The 23,304-nt window shown below is 70.6% G+C and carries 22 protein-coding genes; 6 read left to right on the top strand and 16 right to left on the bottom strand.

Annotated elements, in window-relative coordinates:
• Positions 1 to 4: 4 nt before the first annotated feature.
• Positions 5 to 2,944, bottom strand: a complete 2,940-nt coding sequence (locus BJ965_RS12920) for a UPF0182 family membrane protein (protein WP_221513732.1) — start codon at positions 2,942 to 2,944, stop codon at positions 5 to 7.
• A 163-nt stretch (positions 2,945 to 3,107) separates the two neighbouring features.
• On the opposite strand from BJ965_RS12920, the gene BJ965_RS12925 reads away from it, so the two are divergent.
• Positions 3,108 to 3,650, top strand: coding sequence for a PPA1309 family protein (locus BJ965_RS12925; protein WP_184908775.1), 543 nt, complete (start codon positions 3,108 to 3,110; stop codon positions 3,648 to 3,650).
• A gap of 118 nt (positions 3,651 to 3,768) precedes the next feature.
• On the opposite strand, the gene BJ965_RS12930 is transcribed toward BJ965_RS12925, so the two are convergent.
• From BJ965_RS12930 to BJ965_RS12945, 4 genes are all read right to left on the bottom strand, one after another.
• A complete protein-coding gene (locus tag BJ965_RS12930) occupies positions 3,769 to 4,860 on the bottom strand; it encodes a YlbL family protein (protein WP_184908776.1) in 1,092 nt (363 codons plus the stop codon).
• 101 nt (positions 4,861 to 4,961) lie between these two features.
• Positions 4,962 to 5,126: a hypothetical protein gene (locus BJ965_RS12935; RefSeq protein WP_167455419.1), complete on the bottom strand. Its 165-nt coding sequence runs from the start codon at positions 5,124 to 5,126 to the stop codon at positions 4,962 to 4,964.
• A 115-nt stretch (positions 5,127 to 5,241) separates the two neighbouring features.
• Entirely contained in the window at positions 5,242 to 5,703 is a 462-nt protein-coding gene (locus BJ965_RS12940) for a molybdenum cofactor biosynthesis protein MoaE (RefSeq protein ID WP_184908777.1), read from the bottom strand.
• 121 nt (positions 5,704 to 5,824) lie between these two features.
• On the bottom strand, positions 5,825 to 6,946 hold the full coding sequence (locus BJ965_RS12945) for an SDR family oxidoreductase (RefSeq protein ID WP_184908778.1): 1,122 nt from the start codon (positions 6,944 to 6,946) through the stop codon (positions 5,825 to 5,827).
• 192 nt (positions 6,947 to 7,138) lie between these two features.
• Between BJ965_RS12945 and BJ965_RS12950 the strand changes: the two genes are divergently transcribed.
• Together BJ965_RS12950 and BJ965_RS12955 are read left to right on the top strand one after the other, a co-directional pair.
• Complete coding sequence (locus BJ965_RS12950) at positions 7,139 to 8,611, top strand: zinc-dependent metalloprotease (RefSeq protein WP_184908779.1); 1,473 nt, start codon at positions 7,139 to 7,141, stop codon at positions 8,609 to 8,611.
• Entirely contained in the window at positions 8,608 to 9,129 is a 522-nt protein-coding gene (locus BJ965_RS12955; RefSeq protein WP_184908780.1) for an NUDIX hydrolase, read from the top strand. The genes BJ965_RS12950 and BJ965_RS12955 overlap by 4 nt, the downstream gene beginning before the upstream one ends.
• Positions 9,130 to 9,273: 144 nt before the next feature.
• Here the strand turns inward: BJ965_RS12955 and BJ965_RS12960 are convergent, their stop codons facing one another.
• The 4 genes from BJ965_RS12960 to BJ965_RS12975 all read right to left on the bottom strand — a co-directional run bounded on the left by BJ965_RS12960 (position 9,274) and on the right by BJ965_RS12975 (position 13,216).
• The gene (locus tag BJ965_RS12960; RefSeq protein WP_184908781.1) at positions 9,274 to 10,029 is read right to left on the bottom strand and encodes an AIM24 family protein; all 756 of its coding nucleotides are present in this window, start codon (positions 10,027 to 10,029) and stop codon (positions 9,274 to 9,276) included.
• 16 nt (positions 10,030 to 10,045) lie between these two features.
• The gene (locus BJ965_RS12965) at positions 10,046 to 10,726 is read right to left on the bottom strand and encodes an AIM24 family protein (protein ID WP_030854889.1); all 681 of its coding nucleotides are present in this window, start codon (positions 10,724 to 10,726) and stop codon (positions 10,046 to 10,048) included.
• Positions 10,727 to 10,737: 11 nt separating this feature from the next.
• The gene (locus tag BJ965_RS12970) at positions 10,738 to 12,465 is read right to left on the bottom strand and encodes a TerD family protein (RefSeq protein WP_184908782.1); all 1,728 of its coding nucleotides are present in this window, start codon (positions 12,463 to 12,465) and stop codon (positions 10,738 to 10,740) included.
• Between the two features lie 142 nt (positions 12,466 to 12,607).
• Positions 12,608 to 13,216 (bottom strand): M48 metallopeptidase family protein, encoded by a 609-nt coding sequence (locus BJ965_RS12975; RefSeq protein WP_184908783.1) that lies wholly within the window; start codon positions 13,214 to 13,216, stop codon positions 12,608 to 12,610.
• Positions 13,217 to 13,568: 352 nt separating this feature from the next.
• On the opposite strand from BJ965_RS12975, the gene BJ965_RS12980 reads away from it, so the two are divergent.
• Together BJ965_RS12980 and BJ965_RS12985 are read left to right on the top strand one after the other, a co-directional pair.
• The gene (locus BJ965_RS12980) at positions 13,569 to 14,783 is read left to right on the top strand and encodes a ThiF family adenylyltransferase (protein ID WP_184908784.1); all 1,215 of its coding nucleotides are present in this window, start codon (positions 13,569 to 13,571) and stop codon (positions 14,781 to 14,783) included.
• Complete coding sequence (locus BJ965_RS12985) at positions 14,776 to 16,146, top strand: ABC1 kinase family protein (protein WP_184908785.1); 1,371 nt, start codon at positions 14,776 to 14,778, stop codon at positions 16,144 to 16,146. Before BJ965_RS12980 ends, BJ965_RS12985 begins: the two co-directional genes overlap by 8 nt.
• 16 nt (positions 16,147 to 16,162) lie before the next feature.
• On the opposite strand, the gene BJ965_RS12990 is transcribed toward BJ965_RS12985, so the two are convergent.
• The 5 genes from BJ965_RS12990 to BJ965_RS13010 form a co-directional block, all read right to left on the bottom strand.
• Positions 16,163 to 16,381 (bottom strand): hypothetical protein, encoded by a 219-nt coding sequence (locus BJ965_RS12990; RefSeq protein ID WP_184908786.1) that lies wholly within the window; start codon positions 16,379 to 16,381, stop codon positions 16,163 to 16,165.
• Positions 16,382 to 16,651: 270 nt separating this feature from the next.
• On the bottom strand, positions 16,652 to 16,975 hold the full coding sequence (locus BJ965_RS12995) for a hypothetical protein (protein ID WP_030854862.1): 324 nt from the start codon (positions 16,973 to 16,975) through the stop codon (positions 16,652 to 16,654).
• Positions 16,972 to 17,340 carry a WhiB family transcriptional regulator gene (locus tag BJ965_RS13000; RefSeq protein WP_030854855.1) on the bottom strand — a complete coding sequence of 123 codons (369 nt, stop codon included), beginning with the start codon at positions 17,338 to 17,340 and terminating at the stop codon, positions 16,972 to 16,974. The genes BJ965_RS12995 and BJ965_RS13000 overlap by 4 nt, the downstream gene beginning before the upstream one ends.
• 173 nt (positions 17,341 to 17,513) lie before the next feature.
• The gene (locus tag BJ965_RS13005) at positions 17,514 to 17,840 is read right to left on the bottom strand and encodes a hypothetical protein (protein ID WP_078615418.1); all 327 of its coding nucleotides are present in this window, start codon (positions 17,838 to 17,840) and stop codon (positions 17,514 to 17,516) included.
• A gap of 164 nt (positions 17,841 to 18,004) precedes the next feature.
• On the bottom strand, positions 18,005 to 20,200 hold the full coding sequence (locus BJ965_RS13010) for an ATP-dependent DNA helicase UvrD2 (protein WP_184908787.1): 2,196 nt from the start codon (positions 20,198 to 20,200) through the stop codon (positions 18,005 to 18,007).
• Positions 20,201 to 20,383: 183 nt separating this feature from the next.
• On the opposite strand from BJ965_RS13010, the gene BJ965_RS13015 reads away from it, so the two are divergent.
• On the top strand, positions 20,384 to 20,626 hold the full coding sequence (locus BJ965_RS13015; RefSeq protein WP_030854849.1) for a mycoredoxin: 243 nt from the start codon (positions 20,384 to 20,386) through the stop codon (positions 20,624 to 20,626).
• Positions 20,627 to 20,794: 168 nt separating this feature from the next.
• Here the strand turns inward: BJ965_RS13015 and nudC are convergent, their stop codons facing one another.
• Entirely contained in the window at positions 20,795 to 21,739 is a 945-nt protein-coding gene (nudC, locus tag BJ965_RS13020) for an NAD(+) diphosphatase (protein WP_184908788.1), read from the bottom strand.
• Between the two features lie 156 nt (positions 21,740 to 21,895).
• Positions 21,896 to 23,299, bottom strand: a complete 1,404-nt coding sequence (locus BJ965_RS13025; protein WP_184908789.1) for a dipeptidase — start codon at positions 23,297 to 23,299, stop codon at positions 21,896 to 21,898.
• Between the last annotated feature and the right edge of the window lie 5 nt (positions 23,300 to 23,304).

Below are 23,304 nucleotides of genomic sequence, written 5' to 3' on the forward strand. Positions count from 1 at the left end.
GGCCCTAGCTGCTGGGCTTCGGGCTCGGACTGCCGCTCGGCTTGCCGTCGGGCTTGCTCTCGCTGCCCCCGGCACCGCCCGCCCGGCTCGCCTCGGCCTGCGCGTCCTCGGCCCGCCGCAGGGCGTCCTCGAGGTCCTTCTGCGCCTTGCCGTACGCCTCCCAATCGTTCTTCTTCAGGGCCTCCTGGCCCGCGTCGAACGCCTTCTGGGCGTCCTCCAGGGCCTGTTGGACCGTCGGGTTGTCGGACGTCGGCGGTGGTGTCGTCGTATCGCCCTCGTCCGGTGGCTCGGTGGCCGGGCCGTCCGCTCCGAAGACCTTGTTGAGGGCCTCGTCGAGGGTGTTCTCGAAGGCGGTCTGGCCTCCGTAGGTGACCAGCACCTTGCGCAGCAGCGGGTACTTCAGTCCGCCACCGCGTACGTAGACCGGCTCCACGTACAGCAGTCCGCCGTCGAGCGGCACCGTCAGCAGGTTGCCGTACTCGACCTCGGAGTCGCCGCCTCTCAGGAGCCTGATGGACTCGGCGATGTCCTCTTGCGAGTTGAACTGGCTCTGGACCTGCTTGGGACCGTTGACCGTGGTGTTCGTCGGCAGTTTCAGGAGTCTGATCTTGCCGTAGTCACTGGTGCCCGCCTCGGCGTCGACCGCCATGAAGGCGCTGAGGTTGTCCCGGCCGGTGGGGGTGAAGGTCGTCGTCAGCGAGAACGCCTGCGCCTTCTGGTCCGGCATCTTCATGCTCAGGTAGTACGGCGGCACCGCGCTGCCCGACCGGTTCGTCGGGTCGTCCGGCACCTGCCACACCTCGCTGCCGCTGAGGAACGTCGTGGCGTCCTTCACGTGGTAGCGGGTGAGCAGCTCCCGCTGGACCTTGAACAGGTCCTGCGGGTAGCGCAGGTGGTCCATCAGGTCCTTGGAGATGTCGCTCTTGGGCTCCACCGTCCCGGGGAAGGCCTTCATCCAGGTCTTCAGGACCGGGTCCTTGGTGTCCCACTGGTAGAGCTTGACCTCGCCGGTGTACGCGTCGACGGTCGCCTTCACCGAGTTGCGGATGTAGTTGACCTGGTTCTGCTGGGCCACGACCGCGCGGTTGTCGTTGGTGGCGGTCAGCGAGTCGGCCGTGGTGTCACCGAGGGTGGTGCGCGAGGAGTACGGGTATCCGTTCGTCGTCGTGTACGCGTCGACGATCCACTGGATCTGGCCGTTGACCACCGCCGGGTAGGCGTCGCCGTCGATGGTCAGCCAAGGGGCGACCGCCTCGACGCGCTCCTTGGGCGTGCGGTTGTACAGGATCCGCGAACCGTCGCCGATGGCGCCGGAGTACAGGATCTGCGGCTCGCCGAACGCCACCGCGTACGCGGCCCGGTTGACCGGGTTGGAGAGGTTGACCCCGCTGTCGCCCTTGTAGCTGGTGGTCTTCTCGCCGTTGTCGTCGGAGTAGTCGATCTCCTTCTGGGGACCGCCGACGATCGAGTACGTGGTGGTCTTCTCGCCGTAGTAGACCCGCTGCTCGTACGTGCCGAGGTCGCCCTTGGACGGAAGGTCGGACTCCGTGAAGTTCGGCCGGCCCTGGGCATCGGCGCTGGTGCCCTTGGCGGCGACCACTCCGTATCCGTGGGTGTAACGGAAGTGGTTGTTGATCCAGTTCTTCTTCGGGATGCCCGCGAGGTTGATCTCACGCAGGCCGATGACGGTGTCCTGGTCCTTGCCGTCCTTGGCGTAGCGGTCGACGTCCAGGTTCTCCGGGAACGCGTAGTAGTTCCTGATCTGCTGGAGCTGCTGGAACGTCGGCGAGACGATGTTGGGGTCCATGATCCGGATGCTCGCCGTGGACCCGACGTCGTCGCGCAGCTTGGTCTTGTCCTCGGTGTTGCCGGTGCCCGAGTAGTCGGTGACCTTGGTGCCGTCGATGCCGTACGCCTGGCGGGTGGCCTCGAGGTTCTTCTCGACGTACGGCGCTTCCTTGGCCTGCTCGTTGGGCTGGACCTGGAACTTCTGCACGATCGCCGGGTAGAGGCCGCCGATGAGGATCGCGGAGAGCACCATCAGGCCGAAGCCGATCACGGGCAGCTGCCAGGTGCGCCGCCAGATGGTGGCGAAGAACAGCAGCGCGCAGATGACGGCGATGCAGAACAGGATCGTCTTCGCCGGCAGGTAGGCGTTGGCGTCGACGTACCTCAGACCCGTCCAGTTGTCGGTCGCCCTGAAGTCGCTGGACTTCACCGCGAGTCCGTACCGGTCGAGCCAGTACGCGACCGCCTTGAGGGCCACGAAGACGCCGATGAGCACCGACAGGTGGCCGGTGGCCGCGGCCGTGGCGCGGGCGCCGGGGCTGGTGACGCGCAGACCGCCGTACAGGTAGTGCGTGAGCGCGGCGGCGATCACGGACAGGATGGCGGCGGCGAAGCCGAAGCCGAGCAGGAACCGGTACCAGGGCAGGTCGAAGGCGTAAAAGGAGACGTCCAGCTTGAACTGGGGGTCCTTCTGGCCGAAGGACACGCCGTTGACCCACATCAGCCATGTGCGCCACTGGCCGGAGGCGGAGGCGCCGGCGATCAGGCCCACCAGGGCGGTGATCCCGAGCAGCAGCCACTTCTTGTAGGGCGCGATGCTCATCCGGTAGCGGTCGAGATTCTGCTGCTCCATCGACATGGCGCTCAGCGGCGGCCGCAGCCGGTGCGCCAGCCAGATGTTGAAGCCGACGGCGAGGGCCATGAGCACGCCGAAGACGAAGAAGAGCCCGATCTTGGTCCACAGGGTGGTGGTGAAGACCGAGGAGTAGTTCACCGAGCGGTACCAGAGCCAGTCCGTCCAAAAGCCCGCGAACATGGTGAACGCCATGCCGAGAACGGCCAGGACGCCCAGCGTCATGAGCAGGGTCCGGACACGCCGGGACGGGCGGCCCACTCTGATCCGCGGCCCCGAAGGGCCTCCGCCGCGGTCCGGCATCTGGAAAGCCAAGGTGCGCACCTCGAAGTTCGCTGTTGATTCGTCAGGCCCGCGTCTTCACGGACCGTGCGTGGCCCCCGTGATCGTGGGCCCCCACCTATGCAACTTACTCACCGTTTACTCGGTTCCCGATTCCGGCCGGGAACGAGAGAGGATTGTGACCATGTCCAACACTCCCATGGCTGCGAACCCGCTCACCCGGGCCGTTCTCGAGATCGACGAGTACGTCTCCGGCCTCGGCTGGGATCAGCCGGCCCGCCTTTTCGCCCTCGTCGACACCGCACGGCTGCGGGCCGAACAGCCCTCACTCGCGGACCGGCTCGGTCTGGGGGACGAGTCGGAGAACTCCGGCCTCACCCCGATCGAGCAGGACGAAGTTCCAACGGGCAAACCGCTCGACGAGTTCCTCGCCACCATCGCCTGGCCCGACGCGGTGGTCGGCTGCGCCCTCGCCGTGGAGCGCCTGATGCTGCCGCCGTCCGCGGAGGCCCAGGTTCCGAAGGGTCTGAGCGAGGCCGCGCTCACGAAGTGGGTGGCGGAGCACCCGGACCGCCAGGAGGTCCGCATGACGGTCGCGGTCCTGCGCGACGGCACGCGCGAGTCGGCCCTGCGGCTGCGCGAGAAGGACTCCCCCACCGAGGTCCTCACCGGTTCCGATCTGGTTCCGGGCCTGGCGGAGGCGCTGGCGGCGACGTTCGAGGAGTAACCCCTGACGACTGTGGGGTCCGGTCTTCCGGGCCCCTGGTCGCCTTTTCCCTGGTCCCCCGGTCCCTTGGTCGCCTGGTCCCTTGGTCCTTGGGCCCGGCTGGTCCTTGGGGCCCGGCCTACTTACCGCACTTCGGCAGATCGGCGGTGTCGCCGCTGCGGATGTCCTTCAGAGCCCCGAGGGCGTCCTTGATGGTGCCCACCTTGATCAGGGTGAGGCCGTCGGGGGTGTCCTTGGCGGCGGCCGCGCAGTTGTCGGCGGGCGTCAGGAAGTACCGCGCGCCCTTGGCCCGCGCGCCCACCGTCTTCATCTCGATGCCGCCGATCGGCCCGACCTTGCCGGCGTCGTCGATCGTGCCGGTGCCGGCCACGAACCTGCCGCCGGTCAGGCTGCCCGGGGTGAGCTTGTCGTAGATGCCGAGCGCGAACATCAGCCCGGCGCTCGGCCCGCCGACGTCGGCGAGCTTGATGTCGATGGTGAACGGGAACGTGTGGTCGGTCCCCGCGGAGATCCCCACGATGGCCCGCTTCTCACCGGTGTCGTCGGACGTCGTGGTCGTCATCGCGATGTCCTGCGTCTTGGTCGGCGTCCGCTTCTCCTTCTCCGCGGCGGCCTGCTCCTTGGCCGGCACGATCGTGAAGCGGACCTCCTGGCCCGGCTTGTGCTTGGTGACGAGCTTCGCGACGTCGGCCGGTTCCTTCACCGCCGTACCGTCGACGGCCTTGATCACGTCCCCCGCGTGCAGCTTGCCCTCGGCCGGGGACCCCTTGACGACCGTCGACACGATGACCCAGGACTTCACCGGAACGTCCAGCTGCTTCAGGGCGGCGACCTTGGCGCTCTCCTGGGACTGGCTGAACTCCTCGGCGTTCTCCTGGGTCGACTGCTCCTCGGTCTTGCCGTCCGGGTAGAGCGTCTCGTGCGGCACGACCTTGTTGTCGTGCGCGAGCCAGCCGTAGACGGCCTCGACCAGGTTCATCCGGTAGTCGGCGCTCGTGACCCGGACCGTGGTCATGTTCAGGTGGCCACTCGTCGCGTACGTCTTCTTGCCCGCGATCTGCAGCACCGGCTCGCCGTCGTGATCGCCCAGCGTGTTCACCGTCGGCCCCGGGGACATCTCCGCGTAGGGCACGGGGATGAACACTCCCGCGCACAAGAGCGCGATCAGCATCAGGGTGGAGGCGAGCATCGTCGCGGTGCGGCGTGGCATGACACGACACTACGGGACGGTCCTGTCAGCGCACCGTCAGGGCCGCCCGTCCGGGGCGACCCTGCGCTCCACCACGCTTGTGACCTGCTGTTCTTCTCCCGTCAGGCACCGGGCCGGGGCTTCTCCATGGCCTCCCGGAAGCGGGCGTAGCCGGTGAGTTCCGGGCCGTCGTTACGGACTTTGCGGGTCCGGTTGGCCCAACTGCCCCAGAGCCCCGCGCCGATGGCAGCCACAAGCGGAATCAGCAACCAGGCGAGCGCCGCCATGCCGACCTCCAACCCCTTTGAGCGTCCGCAACTGACTGATCAGCAGATTAACGATCCGCAGTGACAACGCTCACGCCGGGGGTGCGGTTACGCAACCGGAGGACGGCTCCCCGGATCAGCAGCTGCCGACCCACTCCTCCGTACCGTCCGAGAACTTCTGGTGCTTCCAGATCGGCACCTCGTGCTTGAGGTCGTCGATGAGCTTCCGGCACGCCTCGAAGGCCTCTCCGCGGTGCGGGCAGGAGACGGCGACGACCACGGCGAGGTCCCCGACCCGGAGGTCCCCCACGCGGTGCACGGCCGCCAGGGCCCGCACCGGGAACTCGGCGGAGACCTTCTCGGCGATCCGCCGCATCTCGGCCTCGGCGCTGGGGTGGCACGAATACCCCAGCTCGTCGACGTCGGCACCACCGTCGTGGTTGCGCACGGTTCCCACGAAGAGCGCGGTGCCGCCGGCGGCATCGTCCCCGACGGCCCGGAACACCTCGTCCAGGGAGAGGGCCGAGTCCCGGATCCCGATCAGCCTGATCGGATCCTGCGCGGCCTGCTCACCGGGGTGATCGTTCGTGGTTGCCATGGGTCCATCGTGCCGCACGCGACCGACAGCGCGGAATAGAGCTATCGACCGGCACGCGCGCGTAGGCGTTTGGAGCCTCCTACAGGGGCGGCCCTCTTCGGCGATTCCGGCAGCCGGTTCCTCAGATCCGCCGCCGGGCCTTCCGCGCCCGCCGCACCACCGCCGCCGCACCCAGCAGCGCCACCGTCGCACCCGCGGCACCCGCGGCCGTGGCGTCCTTGCGGCCCAGCCGCCGTCCGGCGACCGTGTGCCGGCCGGACACCTCCTCCAGGAGCTCCGCCAGCACCTCCTCGTTGGTGTACTGCGGCCGCCACCCGGCATCGTGCAGCCGGCTGCCGCTCACCACCCAGGGGTACATCGTGTACGCCAGGTCCCCGGCCGGGGACGGCGTGAGCCCGATCCGGTGCAGCCGCGCCGCCGCGCCCAGAGCGACCGCCGACGGCAGCTCCATCCGCCGGATCCCGCTGAGCTCCTCGACCTCCTCCTGCTCCAGCCAGCCGTCACACCCGACGGTCAGCTCCCCGTCGACCTTCTCCAGGACGGCGTACTCCAGCGCGCTGCACAGGTCCTCGACGTGACAGAACTGCCACGCTGGCCGCGACCCGGCGACGACAAGCAGCCGGGGAGACTCGAAGTACCTGGTCAGCGCGGTGTCCGTGCCGCCCACCAGCACGGCCGGCCGGACCACGGTGACATTGAGCCCCGGGTGCGCCCGGGGTGCCCGGCGCGCCAGCCGCTCGATCTCCAGCAGGTCACCGACACCGGTCGCCTCCGCCGTGGCGCGCAGCTCGGCGTCCTCGGACAGCGGCAGCTCGTTGTCGGGCAGCGCCCCGTAGACCATCGCCGAGGTGCACAGCACGACCCGGTGCACTCCGGCCGCCGCGGCCGCCGTCAGGACGGTCTGCGTCCCCCGTACGTTGTAGGCCGTTCGGGCGGCCGCGTCGGTTTCCAGATCGAGATCCAGTGCCAGGTGCACCACGACGTCGGCCCCGCGCAGCTTGTCCGCGATGGCCGGATCCCGTACGTCCAGGATGTGCCACTGGGCCGCCGCGCACTCGCCGCGCCGCTCGTCGATGGCGAGCACCTGCTTGACCTCGTCGGATGCGGCGAGCCGCTCCGTGAGCAGGGCTCCTACGCCGCACGCGGCGCCGGTGACCGCGACGACGGGTCCGCGCGCCGCGGGACTCGCGGAACTGGTTGACTGGTTTCGCGCTGCGCGAACCTGCGGATCTGGGGAACTCACCGGGCGTCTCCAGCGGTTGTCTTCAGTACGAGCGCGTCCGACGCGTGCGTACCAGGTGGCATCCATCCTGCCGCAGGCCGTCAGTCGGCGAAGCACCGAGGCCCGATCCGCCCCGGGTGTCTACGCTGGGTGGTGATGTCGGGCAGCCGTGCCGCCGGAAAGAACCGGTGGCCCTACCAGCCGAGGAATCCCGTGAGTGACACCCCATTCGGATTCGGCCTTCCGCCGGAGGAGCCGGACGACGGCGACGAGGGCAAGAAGAAGGACCAGGAGAGCGGTGGTGGTCAGGGACCGGCCAACCCGTTCGGATTTGGCGGCCTGCCCGGAGCCGGAGGCTTCGGCGGAGGCCCCGGTGGCCCCGGTGGCCCTGGTGCGGACAATCCGTTCGCAGCCATGTTCGGGTCGCTGAACCCCACCGACCTGGGCGCCGCGTTCCAGCAGCTGGGCCAGATGCTCTCCTACGAGGGCGGCCCGGTGAACTGGGACATGGCCAAGCAGATCGCCCGCCAGACGGTCTCCCAGGGCAGTCCTGACGGCACCAAGGACGCCAGCGTCGGCCCCGCCGACCGCAAGGGCGTCGAGGAAGCCGTCCGCCTGGCCGACCTGTGGCTCGACGATGCCACGTCGCTGCCCTCCGGCGCCGCCTCCGCGGTGGCCTGGAGCCGCGCGGAGTGGGTCGAGGCGACCCTGCCCGCCTGGAAGGAGCTCGTCGACCCGGTGGCCGAGCGCGTCGGCAACGCCATGGGCGACGTCCTGCCGGAAGAGATGCAGGCCATGGCCGGCCCGCTGATCGGCATGATGCGCTCGATGGGCGGCGCGATGTTCGGCACGCAGATCGGGCAGGCCGTCGGTGTACTGGCCGGAGAGGTCGTCGGCTCGTCCGACATCGGCCTTCCGCTCGGCCCGGCCGGCAAGGCCGCGCTGCTGCCGGTGAACATCGAGACGTTCGGCAAGGACCTGAGCGTTCCCCAGGAGGAGGTGCGGCTGTATCTCGCCCTGCGCGAGGCCGCCCACCAGCGCCTCTTCGCGCACGTGCCGTGGCTGCGTTCGCATCTGTTCGGTGCGGTCGACGGCTACGCCCGCGGGATCAAGGTCGACACGGCCAAGCTGGAGGACGTGGTCGGCCAGTTCGACCCGCAGAACCCGGAGCAGCTGCAGGAGGCCCTCCAGCAGGGCATGTTCCAGCCGGAGGACACGCCCGAGCAGAAGGCGGCCCTGGCCCGTCTGGAGACGGCACTGGCGCTCGTGGAGGGCTGGGTGGACGCGGTGGTCCACGCCGCCGCCAAGCCGCGTCTGGCGTCCGCCGACGCCCTGCGCGAGACGCTGCGCCGCCGCCGCGCCTCGGGCGGTCCCGCCGAGCAGACGTTCGCCACGCTGATCGGCCTGGAGCTGCGCCCGCGTCGTCTGCGGGACGCCTCCCGTCTGTGGGCCTCGCTCACGGACGCGCGCGGTGTCGACGGCCGGGACGCCCTGTGGCACCACCCGGACATGCTGCCGACGGCGACCGACCTGGACGACCCGGACGGTTTCGTGCACCGCGAGCAGATCGACTTCTCCGAGCTGGACAAGATGCTCGGCGAGGCGGCGGACAAGCCCGACCTGAAGAAGAAGGACGCGGGCGAGGACGAGGCCGAGGACAAGAACAAGGGCGACGACGCCGGGTGAGCCTGTACGACGACGCGGTCCTCGTGCTGAAGGGGTACGAGGACCAGACGGAGCTGCGCCAGGCCTATCTGGACCACCTGGCGGAGCACCCGAACGGCCTGTGGAAGGCCTGCCACGCGGGTCACATCACGGCGAGCGCGCTGGTGATCGACCCCGAGGGGGGCCGAGTGCTGCTGACCCTGCACAAGAAGCTGCGGATGTGGCTGCAGATGGGCGGCCACTGCGAGCCCGGCGACACCTCCCTTGCGGACGCGGCCCTGCGCGAGGCGACGGAGGAGTCCGGCGTCCCGGGTCTCTCCCTGCTGCCCGGCGGCCCGGTGCGGCTGGACCGGCATCCGATCCCGCCACCGTGCCACTGCCACTTCGACGTCCAGTACTCGGTCGTGGCACCCCCGGACGCCATGCACGCGATCAGCGACGAGTCACTCGACGTGCGCTGGTTCAGTTACGACGAGGTGCCGGAGGTGGCGGACGAGTCGGTCGTACGGCTGCTGGAGGCCACGCGCGCGAGGTTGTGAGCTCACAGTCGGCTGAGGGGGCGGCCGCCATGGGCGGTCGCCCCCCTCAGGGCCGCGGGGAACTGCGCGACCAGCCGCATACGGCCCGCACCCGAGGACCGGCCCGCAGCCCCCTGGAGCCCGTCGGCGCAACCCGCGGAGCGATCAGCTCCAGGCGTTGCCCTGGTTCTGTCCCCGCGCTCCCTGCTGGCCCATGCCGTACTGCGCGGCGAGACCCGAGCCGATCTGGGCGTTCTGCGGCGGCAGCAGTTCGCTCGGCTGGACGAGCGCGAAGCCGGTGCCCATGAAGCTCAGCTCCCAGCCCTCGCCGGTGCTGCCACGCCGTCGCCACACCCCGGAGGAGTGCGTCTGGGCCTGCATCTGCACCCGCAGGCCCGTCGACCAGGCGACGATCGCGTCGGCGTCGCAGTTGACGTACTTGTCCGGCGTCACCTGCAGCAGCAGCGGCATCCCGGAGGTCATCAGGGCGACCTTGCCCCGGCCCGAGATGTTGAGCTGGTACTTCCCGGAGCCGGAGATGCCGTACAGGCTGTCCACGGCGATGACGTCGTGGTGCAGGGAGGAGTCCATCGCCAGCACGTAGCTGCTGTCGACGGTGAGGCCGTCCTGGTCCACCTCCATGACGTGGACGTGCTGCTTGAGGTTGGCGAGGTAGACCGTGCCCTGCCCGTGGCAGCGCATGAGGTCCAGGCCCTCCCCGGTCTGCGCACGCGCGCGTGACTGCTGGTTGCTCTGGAACTCGGCGTCGAACTCGACGAGGCCCTGGTAGGCGACCATCGTGCCCTTGCGGGCCAGGATGTCGTCGTGGCCCTCCAGGGCAACGCGCAGCATCTGCTTGTTCTGCAGGCTCCAGCGTTCCTGGGTCTGCTGCTCGTTGTAGGCGAAAATCGGGCTCTGCATGGCGTGTGGTTCCCCCTCAGCCCCGGACCCGGAGGCGGTCGGTGCTGTCCTCGCTGGGCTGGACGACGACGATGCCCTGACCGGAGAAGGCCATCTGGTAGGCCTCGCCGCTGCCGCGGCCGATCAGCGACTGGGCCCGGAAGCTGCGCTTGCCCTTCACCTTGAGGTTCGGGGACCAGGCGACGAGCGCGTCGGGGTCGACGTAGGTCTCGTCCTCGCCGCCTCCGCAGTCGACGACGATGGGCTTGCCCCGGGAGGTCAGCGCGACCCAGCCCTGCCCGGAGATCTTGGTGTTCCACAGGCCCTGCCCGGCGAACTTCGCCAGGCCCTTGACCCGCTCCACGCCCCACGTGAGGTGGGCGTCGAAGGCGAGCAGGTTGGTGGCGTTGACGGAGATGCCGTCGCCGTTGAGGTTGATCACGACGACGTTCGCCCCGTAGTCGGCGAGGTAGAGCAGGCCGTCGCCGGAGCACTTCATCAGGGGCGCGCCCTCGCCGGTCAGCCAGTCCTTGGCGATCTGGCGCACGGCGGGCGGGTTGGGCTCGTACTGGACGAACCCTTCGTAGGCGACCATCGACCCCACGCGCGCGAGGAGGTCGTTCCCGGTCTGCATGGCGACCTTCAGCATGTGGTTGCCGTGGTTCTCCATGCGGGCGGTGACGGGTGCGGGGGCGTGGCCCGCGAGCTGCTGTGTCATGACGGGCTCCCTCAGACCTCGTACGGCTGGACGACGATGAAGTTCCCGGGCGCTCCCCGGAACTGGAGGTTCACGCTCTCCCCCGTGTCACCGGGGTAGGAGTTGCGGCGCATCCGCACCTGGCTGGAGACGACGACCTGGGCTGCGGCCGACCAGGCGACCACGGCGTTGCAGTCGGCGAACGTGGTGGGCGTGACGGGCAGGACCACGGGCGTGCCGTGCGTCTTCACGACGATGGTGCCGGTGCCCTGGAACTGCATGGTGAACAGGGCGCCCCCGGGGATGCCGTGGCCCTCGATGCGGCGGACCTCGTAGGTGAGGGTCTCGTCGAACGCGAGGACGTTCTCGGCGGAGACGCAGACTGCGTCGCCCTGCAGCTCGAGGGGGTGCAGCATGGTCGAGTTCTCGGCGAGGAACACCTGCCCCTGGCCTGTGCAGCGCATCAGCTGCATCTCCTGGCCGGTCGCGTTGCCCACGATCCGGCCGGCGAATCCGGCGCCCTTGTAGCTGAAGTCGACCTTGCCCTGGTAGAGCACCATGCTGCCCTGCCGGGCCAGCACGGGCTGTCCGCCGATGCCGAGGTCGACGCGGACGAGCTTCTTGTTCTGCTGCGTCCAGCGCTGCCCTGTGGGGGTCTCCTTGAACTGCTGGAGCGCGGCGGACACACCGGGGCCCTGGGGAGGAGCACCCTGCGGGGCGCCCTGCGGGGCTCCGTAGGGGGCCTGACCGAACGGCGGCGGCTGCTGTCCGTAGCCGGGGGGCGGGGTGGGCTGGCCGTAGCCGGGCGGCGGGGCCGGGGCCTGGGGTGCCTGAGGTGCATGAGGTGCCTGGGGCTGGCCGTAGCCGGGAGGCGGCGGGGCCGTCTGACCGGGGACCTGGCCGTACTGCGGCGGCTGCTGGCCCGGCTGAGGGTACGGCGCGGGCGCCGGGGCGGGGGGCGGAACCTGGGAGCCACCGGGCGGGGTGTGCAAGGGCGCGACGATGGTCGGGGCGGCGTGCACCTGGGGTGCGGGCGCCGGGGCCGGCGGCGGGGTGGCGCCGGGCGGAGGCGCGAAGCCCTGCGCGGCGGGCTGGGGGGCGGGAGCCGGAGGCGCCGCCGGTGCGGACGCCGGGGCGGGTTCCGCAGTGCCGGGGACGCCGAACGCGGGCGGGGCGAAGGCCGGGGCGGCGCCCGTCTGCGGCTCCTGCGGGGCGGGCGCGGGCGCCTCCTCCTCGGCCACCTCGCCGCCGAAGTTCTGCAGCAGTGCGTCCAGACCGCCGTCGAAGCCCTGCCCGACCGCGGCGAACCGCCAGACGTCCTTCAGGTAGAAGTCACCCAGCATCACGGCCCGTTCGGTGGAGAACTCCGAGCCGTTGAAGGAGTAGCGCGCCACCTCCTCGCCGCCCGCGACGATGCGGATGTAGCCGGAGGCGATCTGCGACATCTGGCCGGCGCCGTCGATCGTCGCTGTGAAGGACAGCTTCTGGATCTGCGGCGGGATCCGGTCGAGCGTCACCCGGAAGGACTCCGTGTCGCCCGCTTGGGCGCCCAGGAGCTGAATGGACTCCTCGGGGGACTTCGGCTGGTTGAAGAAGACGAAGTACCGGTCGTCCGAGAGCCGTTCGTCGGCGTCGAGGCCGAAGCAGCTGATGTCGAAGCTCAGCCCGGGGCCGCCGATCTGTACACCTACGTACAGATCCGTGCCCGCGGTGAGGTCACTGATCCTGGCCTTGTGGCCGCGTTGGAATTCCCTGGCCATGCGTAACGACCGTCCCCCATCCAGAACGTGATTGCGTCGCGCCAGGCTAACGGCAAACTCGGACATCGGACGAGGTCGGTACAGAGCCGGTACAGAACGTCCGCTCGGCCGTATCGGCTGTTCGCTCGCGGAAAGCGGTCGGTCACCCCGCGGGGCTCTCACCCCGCGCGCCGGGTACATGGGGCAACCGCTCGGCGGCTACCACGCCTTCGAGGTATCCCCGGGCCCGCTCCGTGCGCGGATAGGCCGTGAGGAGTTCCCAGAAGCGTGGTCCGTGTCCGGGGACGAGCAGGTGGGCGAGTTCGTGGACGAGGACGTAGTCGACGACGTACTCGGGCATGCCCTGGAGGCGGTGCGAGAGGCGGATGCTGCCCTCGGCGGGGGTGCAGGACCCCCAGCGCGTGTTCTGGTTGGTCACCCACCGCACCGACACGGGCCGGGCCCGTCCGTCGAAGTACTGGTCCGACAGGCGTCGGGCCCGCTCGGCCAGCTCGGCGTCTCCGAGGGCCCGCTTGCTCTCCTGGGCGGCCAGCTTGTCGAGCATGACGTTCACCCAGCGCTGCTCCTCCGCCTCGGACATGCGGGCGGGGATGAGCACCACGGTGCGATCGCCCTCGCGGTACGCGGAGACCGTTCTGCGTCGGCGGGCGCTCCTGCGGACCTCGATCGCGCTCGCCCCCGAGCCGCTCGGCGGCTGGCTCGTCGTGCTGCGGTGTGGCGTTCCGGCGCGGTGCAGTGGGTCGGCGGGCACGCCCCGACGTTACCCGCTGCGCACGGGGAAGTCCCGACTCCGGGACGGTTCGGTGCCGCCGCCCCCACCGGCCGCCGGATTTGTACGACGAATGCTCGCGCCTGTGGACAACTTTCGGCAGCCGGCGGCGGGGTTGGGCATGCTGGATCTCGTCGGCGAAGCGATGGCGGGGCCGGTCCGGGACCAGGGACCGCTCCCGCGCCCGGGGTGGGCCTGCGCACGGGCCCGCGTCTGTGTCCGGGTCTGGTCTGCGCACGGACCCTCTTGCAGCCGGCCTCGGCGTGACCCGCCAGGGCCTGCATCCTCGCCCCGCCGGCATACGGGGACGACCTATGGCATACGGGGGCCTGTCATGCATCCGATGGTGAAACCCGCGCTCAGGCGCGGCTGGCGCGACCTCAACACCGTGCAGTTCGGGATGACACCGGCTCATGCGATGACGCTCGGCCCGATGGACCTGGCGACGGGCAGCTTCCTCGACCTGCTGAACGGCACGCGCGGGCTGGAGCTTCTGCGTGAGGAGGGACGTCGTACGGGCCTGCCCGACGGTCATGTCGACGGGCTGGTGCGGGGGCTCGCTCGGGCCGGGCTGCTGGACGACGCCCGGGGCGGAGGGCCGGCCGCCGACGTCCTGCGGAAGAAGACGGAGGTCCTGGACCGGCTGCGCCCCGACCTGGCCTCCCTGTCCCTGACGACCTCGGCACCCGGCGACGCGATCGGGCAGCTGGCGGCCCGGCGCTCGCAGCGCGTGCGGGTACGGGGCGCGGGCCGGGTGGGTGCAGTTCTGGCCTCGCTCCTGGCCGGAGCGGGCGTGGGCGAGGTGGACGTACTCGACGGTGGCTGTGTGGAGCCGTGGGACGTCGCGCCGGGCGGGCTTCCGGCGGAGTCCGTCGGTGATCGCAGGGACGAGTCGGCCCGCCGTGCCGTGCGCCGGGCGGCCCCGGACCGGCCGCCGCGCCGCGCATCGGCTCAGGCCTGCCCGGGGGCGGGCGACCCGGGATTCTCACTGGTGATCCTCGCTCCGCGGGACGATGTCGCCGTGCACGCGCCCGACCCGGCCGCCGCCGAGCCGCTGATGGCTGCCGGGACACCCCATCTGTACGCCGGTGTGGTGGAGGGGACCGGCGTGGTCGGCCCTCTCGTGCTGCCCGGGGAGACGAGCTGCGCGAGGTGCCTGCAGGAGGGCCGCGCCGACCGGGACCCGGCCTGGCCGCGCCTGGTCGCCCAGTGGCGCTCCGGCAGGCAGCGGCAGGTCCGGCCCTGCGACCTGACGCTGGCCACGACCGTGGCCGGCCTCGCGGCCGCGCACGCGCTCGCTTTCCTCGACGGCCATATCCCGTCGAGCGCCGGAGCACGCTGGGAGGTCTCCGTCCCTGGTCTCCGCTGGCATGCGCGGCCGATCCGGGCCCATCCGGAATGCCCGTGCGCGGCGGTGGAGAGAGGAAAAGGGGAGCACCTCTCGGAGGAAGGGGAGTCGCACGAGACAATGGCTGTGCAACGGCCGTCGGAGCAGTGCCGTGAGGCAGAGGCGGAGCGGCCGGCTGGGACTTGGAGGGCGCATGTCTGATCTTCCCCGGAAGGCGGTTACCCGGACCGCCAAGCTCGCCGCGCTCCCGCTCGGCATCGCCGGGCGGGCGACCTGGGGATTCGGCAAGCGGATCGTCGGCGAATCCGCCGAGCTCGTCGGCCGCGAACTCCAACAGCGCACGGCCGAGCAGCTGTTCAAGGTGCTCGGCGAGCTCAAGGGCGGGGCGATGAAGTTCGGGCAGGCCCTGTCCGTCTTCGAGTCCGCGCTTCCGGAGGAGGTGGCCGGCCCCTACCGGGCCGCGCTGACCAAGCTCCAGGAGGCCGCGCCGCCCATGCCGACCCGCACCGTGCACGCGGTGCTGGAGGAGCGGCTCGGCGAGGGCTGGCAGGAGCTTTTCCTCGAGTTCGAGGACAAGCCCGCAGCGGCGGCCTCGATCGGCCAGGTCCACCGGGGGGTGTGGCACGACGGCCGCGAGGTGGCGGTCAAGGTGCAGTACCCGGGCGCCGGTGAAGCCCTGCTGTCGGATCTGAACCAGCTGAGTCGCTTCTCGCGACTGCTCGGACCGCTGATTCCCGGCATGGACATCAAGCCGCTGATCGCGGAGCTGAAGGACCGCGTCTCGGAGGAGCTGGACTACGGCCTGGAGGCCCAGGCCCAGCAGGCCCACGCGGAGGAGTTCACGGACGACCCGGACGTGGTCGTGCCGCAGGTGGTCCACCAGTCCGACCAGGTGCTGGTCACCGAGTGGATGGACGGCATCCCGCTGTCGGAGATCATCTCGGACGGCACCCAGGAGCAGCGCGACCGTGCCGGTCAGCTCCTGGCCCGCTTCCTGTTCTCCGGCCCCGCCCGTACGGGCCTGCTGCACGCCGATCCCCACCCGGGCAACTTCCGGCTCCTGCCCGGCGGCCCGGAGGGTGAGGACGACTGGCGCCTCGGCGTCCTGGACTTCGGCACGGTCGACCGGCTCCCTGGCGGCCTGCCGGCCACCATCGGCGAGTCCCTGCGGATGACCCTCGACGGGGAGGCCGAGGCGGTCTACGAGCTGCTGCGCGTGGAAGGGTTCGTCAAGGAGACGATAGAGCTGGACCCGGACGCCGTCATGGACTACCTGCTGCCGATCATCGAGCCGGCCCAGGTCGAGGAGTTCACCTTCACCCGGGGCTGGATGCGGAGCCAGGCGGCCCGTGTCGCCGACCCCCGCTCCCCGGCCTACCAGCTCGGCAAGCAGCTCAACCTGCCCCCGTCCTATCTGCTGATCCACCGGGTGACGCTGAGCACGATCGGAGTGCTGTGCCAGCTCGGGGCGACCGTGCGGCTGCGCGAGGAACTGGAGGAGTGGCTGCCGGGATTCGTCTGGGAGGACCCGGCGGACGACGAGGAAGCAGTGGCGGAGGGGTGAGCCCGGGCCGTGGGCGTCACCACCAGTCCGAGTCCAGGCGCCCCTCGATGGACCTGAGGTTGTCCCGGGAGCAGGTCTCGCAGAAGTGGCGGCGCGCTCCGTCCTCCACGGAGTAGGTCCAGGTGAGTGGTGGAGCGTCGGTCAGGACCTCGGCCGATGTGCCGCAGCGGGCACAGACAAAGCGCCGCGGCTGGGCGGCGGAGCCGTCGGCACTGCCTCCTGAAGGACTCGTCACCCGGCGACGATAACTCCGCACCCGGCGACACGGTGGGCACAACGCCCCCGGGTTCGGTGGCGCAACACCCGGAGCGTGCAGGGCGCAACGCCCTCGGCCGGTGAGCACCGGGCCCCGGCACGGTGGGCCTCGCGCACCCTCCAGTCGGTTCGTCCGTACAACGCACCGCGGAGGCCGGTCCGTTCGGTACGGACCGGCCCCCGCGGTGACAGGTCGGCGGCGGCAGCCCGGGCTCCTGGGCCGGGCCGCCCCCACTTCAGGTGCGGCGGGTTACTGCATGACCGCCATGGCGAGCGCCCGGCGGGCACGCAGGGAAGCGCGCTCCGCCCTGCGCTGCATCCGGCGGGCGGCCACCAGGCGCACGGCCTGTCGATCCCGCTCCGCCTCCTGCAGTCGCTCGCGCATATGCGCGCGAGCCATGGCTTCTGGGATGAGTTGCATCTCACGGGTCCTGTTCTGGCGCGAGTCCTTCGCGCCGCTGATGGTGAAGTCTTGGTTCGCGGAGCCTGCGGGCTCGTAAGTGGACGGCTTCATCGGGGCCTGCTTCTTGGGGTCGTGCGTGAGGGGTCGGTCGATCGTTCCTGCGGTGTTCATGCTGTGACCGGGTTCTTGCGCGGGCGGCCACGCGGCCGCTTCCGGGCGACGACGACACCCTGGACGAACAGCTCGCCACCCCAGACGCCCCAGGGCTCACGCCGCTCCTTGGCACCGGCGAGGCAGGCCTCGACCAGCGGGCAGGTGCGGCAGAGGGACTTGGCGTACTCGACGTCCGCGGGCGACTCGGCGAAGAAGACCTCCGGGTCGTAGGAACGGCACGGGACGGGTACGCCGAGGTTCTCGATGGCGTCGTCGAGCGCGGTGAGCGCGGTGAGCGGGGTCAAGGCGGGGTCCTCCGTGGAGCCGAGCTTGGGGATCGTGTCGGAAGGCGGTACGGACGGGGCGTGCGCTTCGAGTTGCACGGTTCGTCTTCCTCGTCTGTTCGTTCCGGCCTGTTGGCCGGGGGGTGGTGGTACCGGGTTCTTTTCTTGTCCCGAGGCTCCTTCGGTCCGTCATCCCTGTTCAGGGACAAACAGAAGGGCCGCGGATCCCGGATGGGGTTCCGCGGCCCTGAAGGCGCCGGCCTGATCTGCGATCAGGCTGGATCACTCCAGGGTTCTGGCCCACGGAAGGCCCACATCTGGTGGTGCTGCGTCGTCTGCTTCCGGAATCCGGCACCGGTCGCCGTAAAGGCATAGGCCTGTGCCTGTGCCACTACTGCTGCTTCCAGTGCCTTGGTCGGTCGCTCATTGCGCTCGCGGACAGGAAGGCCCGCGGGAGCAGCGGAGGAGGACGCCGGACGGACGGCACGAATGCCGGACAGACCGGTGCCCAGGTTCGAAACGCCGAGCATGCACGCGGAGACGGCCGAGCGATCGGTCATTTTCACGATGCTGACGGAGCTGGTGTTGATGCTGATCACTGGACTCGCCTCCTCTCGGCGTCTCGGGGGACTGGACGGACCAGTCCTGCGGGTATGCAAGTACAACACGAAGTCAGGGCCTCCGAGAAGGCCGCTGTTCTCGTGCCTAAGAACCTATGGGGATCGTCGGGGCATGCGCAAACTATTTTTTCGACGAGTTCGTGTCAGTCCTGATCTGATCCCTGAGCGAGTGACTGGCCTGCGCAGATGGCCAGTACGTCGGCCCCGTAGCGGGTGAGCTTGCGCATCCCCACGCCCGGGATCCGGGCGAGCTCGCGCTCGTCGTCGGGAGCGGACTCGGCGATCGCCATCAGGGTCCGGTCCGTGAACACGCAGAAGGCGGGCTGGCCGCTGCTGCGTGCCTGGTCGGCGCGCCACTCGCGCAGCCGCTCGTACAAGCCTTCGTTCATGTCGGAGGGGCAGTCGTCGCAGCGCATCAGCTTCATCTCGCCCGGGTCTGTCAGCGTGCGGCCGCAGACTCGGCAGCGGGCGGGAACTCGCTGAGCCCGTTTCGGGGCGGACTCCCTGTTTCCGGGGATTCCGCGCTCGATTCCGCCCGCTCCGCCGGCGGTGGTGCGGCCCGTGGTGGCCGTCGAGCCGGGGCGCAGTCCGTCGAGGAAGCGACTGGGGCGGCGATTGGGGCGGCCACCGGGTGAGCGGGAGAGCGCCCAGGAGACACGGAGGTGTTCCCGCGCGCGGGTCACACCGACATAGAGGAGGCGTCGTTCCTCCTCGATCTGTTCGTCGGTCTTCGCGTAGGTGATGGGCATCATGCCTTCGGCCACGCCGACCAGGAAGACGACGTCCCACTCCAGGCCCTTGGCCGAGTGCAGGGAGGCGAGGGTGACGCCCTGCACGGTGGGGGCGTGCTGGGCGTTCGCCCGTTCGTCGAGTTCGGCGACGAGATCGGCCAGGGTGGCGCCTGGTTTGGCGGCGGCGAAGTCCTGGGCGAGGTTCACCAGGGCGGCCAGGGACTCCCAGCGCTCTCGTACGGCACCGGAGCCGGCCGGTGGCTGCGTCGTCCAGCCCTCTCCCGACAGCACGGCCCGCACCTGGGAGGGGAGGTCGACGACGTCGTCGAGGAGGGAGTCGTTGCCGCCGAAGCGGGCCGCGCCGCGCAGGGCGATGCCCGCCTTGCGCACCTCCGGGCGGTCGAAGAACCGCTCGGCCCCGCGCAGCTGGTAGGGCACTCCCGCGTCGGCCAGGGCCTGTTCGTAGGTCTCGGACTGCGCGTTCGTACGGAAGAGGATCGCGATCTCGGAGGCCGGGATGCCCGAGTCGATGAGTTCGCGGATGCGGCGGGCCGCGCCTTCCGCCTCGGCGGGCTCGTCGGTGTACTCAGCGTAGACGGGCTCGGGCCCCGCGGGGCGCTGGGATACGAGCTCCAGGCGGTGGTCGGCGGCCCGGCCCCGGGCCTGGGCGAGCAGGCCGTTGGCGAGGTGGACGACCTGGGGGGTGGAGCGGTAGTCGCGGACCAGCTTGACGACCGTGGCACCGGGGTGGCGGGTGCGGAAGTCGAGCAGATGGTCCGGCGTCGCCCCCGTGAAGGAGTAGATCGTCTGGCTGGCGTCCCCGACCACGCACAGGCTGTCGCGCTCGCCCAGCCACAGTTCGAGCAGGCGCTGCTGGAGGGGGCTGACGTCCTGGTACTCGTCGACCACGAAGTGCTGGTACTGGGCGCGGATCTGCTCGGCAATGTCGTGCCGGTCCTGCAGGACGGCGACGGTCAGCAGCAGCACGTCCTCGAAGTCGATGACGGACCGCTCGCGCTTGACGTCCTCGTAGGCGGAGTAGAGCTGGGCGATCTCGGCGGGGTCGCGGGGCGACTCGCGGCCGGCCTTGGCGGCGGCGGGCGCGTAGTCGGCGGGGACGGTTTGGGTGACCTTGGACCATTCGATCTCGGCGGTGACGTCCCGCAGCTCGCCCCGGTCGAGACGGATGCGGCAGGCGGCGGCCGCGTCGGCGACGAGCTGGATCTTGCGGTCGACGAGCCGGGGCATGGAGCCGCCGATCGCTTTCGGCCAGAAGTACTGGAGCTGACGCAGGGCGGCCGAGTGGAACGTACGGGCCTGGACGCCCGCGGCGCCGAGCTGGCGCAGCCGGCCGCGCATCTCCCCGGCGGCGCGGTTGGTGAAGGTGACGGCGAGCACGCTGGAGGGGTGCAGGATGCCGGCGCGCACTCCATAGGCGATGCGGTGGGTGATCGCCCGGGTCTTGCCCGTGCCCGCGCCCGCCAGGACGCACACCGGACCGTGCAGGGCCGTGGCCACCTCGCGCTGCTCGGGGTCGAGCCCCTCGAGCACCGCGTCGGCGGAGTCCGGTACCTGCGGGAACAGGGTGGAGTGCGTTGCTGCTGTCACACAGCCATGCTGCCAGGTCGCGGGAGACGGCTGCGCCGGTTGTCCACAGGCACGCACCGATAGTCGTATCAATGCGGCAGGCGTCACGTCGGGCCGGGCCCGGGGCACGGGAATGGTGGACCTTTCACATACGTTCCCTCACTGCGACCACCCGCCCCGAGCCAACGAAGGAGCACGAGAGACATGCTGGGCACTGTGACGATGTACAGCACCACGTGGTGCGGCTACTGCCGCCGGCTGAAGAGCCAGATGGACCGCGAGGGCATCGCGTACACCGAGATCAACATCGAGCAGGACCCGGATTCCGCGGCGTTCGTGGAGAAGGCGAATGGCGGAAACCAGACGGTGCCCACCGTCCTCTTCCCGGACGGCTCGACGCTCACGAACCCCTCGCTGGCTCAGGTGAAGCAGAAGATCGGCGCCTAGTCGCCGTGTGCCGGTGCGGAGAGGGCGGCCCCCGAGGTTTCTCGGGGGCCGCCCTCTCGTGGTCGGTCCCACACCATGGCGTAGCGCCACAGCGGCGTGCGGCGGACGGCACCGCCGGATGGTGATGGACGTGTTGGTTCCAGTGGGGGTCGGTCACCGGCGGCGGCGTCAGACGAAGCTCCGCGTCGGGAGTGGCTTGCCGTACCAGAGCTCGATCAGCCGGGCCGCGATCGAGATTCCGTAGGGCGGGAGCACCTCGCCGGACTCGAAGGCGGCGCGCAGTTCCTCGCGGGAGAACCAGCGGGCCTCGTGGATCTCGTCGCCGTCGACCTCGATCTCGGTGGACGTGGCGCGGGCCATGAAGCCCAGCATGAGGCTGGACGGGAAGGGCCAGGGCTGACTGGCGACGTACTCGACCTGGCCGACGCTGATGCCGACCTCCTCGAGGACCTCGCGCCGCACCGACTGCTCGATGGACTCACCGGGCTCGACGAAGCCGGCCAGTGTCGAGAAGCGGCCCTCGGGCCAGTGGACCTGGCGGCCGAGCAGGACGCGGTCCTCCTCGTCGGTCACGGCCATGATCACGGCGGGGTCCGTGCGCGGGTAGTGCTCCGCGCCGCAGGCCTGGCAGCGTCGGATGTGCCCGGCGGCGGCGATGACGGTGCGCTCGCCGCAGCGCGAGCAGAAACGGTGCGTGCGCTGCCAGTTCTCCAGCCCCACGGCGTGCACCATCAGGCCCACGTCGCGGGCCGACAGCAGCGCGCCCGCCTCACGCAGGCCGGCCGGGCGCGCCGACTGGTCCATGCGCCCGGGCAGGGAGTCCTTCTGGAGGGCGAAGTAGCTGACGCCGTCCTCGTCGTTGCCGAGGAAGTAGCGGTGTGCCTCGGTGAGCGGGGCCTCGAAGGACGGGGTCATGACGAGTTCGGTGCGCCCGTCCGGCGTCTCGTCGATGAGGACCTGTCCGCCGGAGACCACGAAGCAGCGCGTCGTCGGGTGGCTCCACGCCGCAGCGAGCCAGGCCTCGTCGAGCCGGTGGTGGGCGGCCCGGTCGATACCGCTCGGGGCGGTGAGCGAGATGGGGCGGTCGGCGTTGGGGTCGGTCCAGGTGGTCACGGGTGCTTCCAACTCCCCGGGGGAACGGTCGGGTTCGGCAGGCGGTTCAAGGGGGACGTACGGCGGGCGGGGACCGGGTCCGGCGGGCTCGGACGGTGCGGGGCGGCGCTTCCAGTGTGCCCCGCGCGCGTGCCCGGCCCGGACGGAACGGGACGCTCAGGGCTCATGGCGCCAGTTCTCGGCGAGGTCACCCCACAGATACGCGGTGGTCTCGACGCCCTTGAGGAGGAGGTCGAGGTCGACTTTCTCGTTCGGGGCGTGCCAGCCGTCCGAGGGGACGGAGATGCCCAGGAACAGCACGGGGGCGCCGAGGACGTCCTGGAGGTCCGCGGCCGGCCCGGAGCCGCCCTCGCGCGTGAAGCGGACCGGTTTCTCGAAGGCACGGCCCATGGCGCGGGTGACCGACCGGAGAGCCGGGTGGTCCAGCGGCGTCAGGCACGGGCGCGTGGCCCCGCTGAATGTGATGTCGCAGCGGATCCCCGGCGGCACCTGCTGCTCGGCCCAGGCGCGGACGGCCTTCTCCACATGGCCGGGGTCCTGGCCCGCCACCAGGCGGAAGGACAGCTTCACCAGGGCGGAGGCGGGGATGATCGTCTTGCTGCCGGGGCCCTGGTACCCGCCGCCGATGCCGTTGACCTCCGCGGTGGGGCGGGCCCAGATCCGCTCCAGGGTGGTGTAACCGGCCTCCCCCTGGGCGACGTACGACTTGGCCGTGCGCAGCCACTGCTCTTCGTCGAAGGGCAGTTCGGCGAGGAGTTCGCGCTCGCGGTCGGTGAGTTCGACCACGCCGTCGTAGAAGCCGGGGATCGCCACGCGTGCGTGCTCGTCGTGCAGGGCGGCGACGAGGCGGGCGGCGGCCGTCGCCGGGTTGGGTACCGCGCCGCCGAAGGATCCGGAGTGGATGTCCTGGTCGGGACCGTGCAGGCGTATCTCGCACTCGGCGAGGCCGCGCATGCCGGTGCAGACCGTGGGGGTGTCCTCGGACCACATGCCGGTGTCGGAGACGATCACGGCGTCGGCGGTGAGCCGCTCGGCGTGCCGCTCGACCAGGGCGCGGAAGTGCGGGGAGCCGGACTCCTCCTCGCCCTCGACGATCAGCTTCAGGTGCACGGCCGGGGTGCTGCGGTCGGCGGCCGCGAGGTGGGCGCGAACGCCCAGGGTGTGGAAGAACACCTGCCCCTTGTCGTCGGCCGCCCCGCGCGCGTAGAGGCGGTTCCCGCGCACGACCGGCTCGAAGGGCTCGCTGTCCCAGCCGTCCTCCCGGGCGGCGGGCTGCACGTCGTGGTGGCCGTAGACCAGAACCGTGGGCGCCTTCGGGTCGTCACAGGGCCACTCGGCGAAGACGGCGGGCGCACCCGGGGTCTGCCAGACCTCGGCCGTCGGGAAGCCGGTCTCCTTCAGCTTGGCGGCGAGCCAGTCGGCACTGCGTCGTACGTCGGGCGCGTGGTCCGGCTGGGCGGACACCGACGGGATGCGCAGCCACTCGGCGAGGTCGTCGAGGAAGGCGGCGCGGTGCTGCTGGATGTACGTACGGACGACGCTGTCCGGGGTCTGGCTCATGGTCA

Source organism: Streptomyces luteogriseus (genome assembly GCF_014205055.1).
In the GTDB taxonomy this organism is placed as follows: Bacteria; Actinomycetota; Actinomycetes; order Streptomycetales; family Streptomycetaceae; genus Streptomyces; species Streptomyces luteogriseus.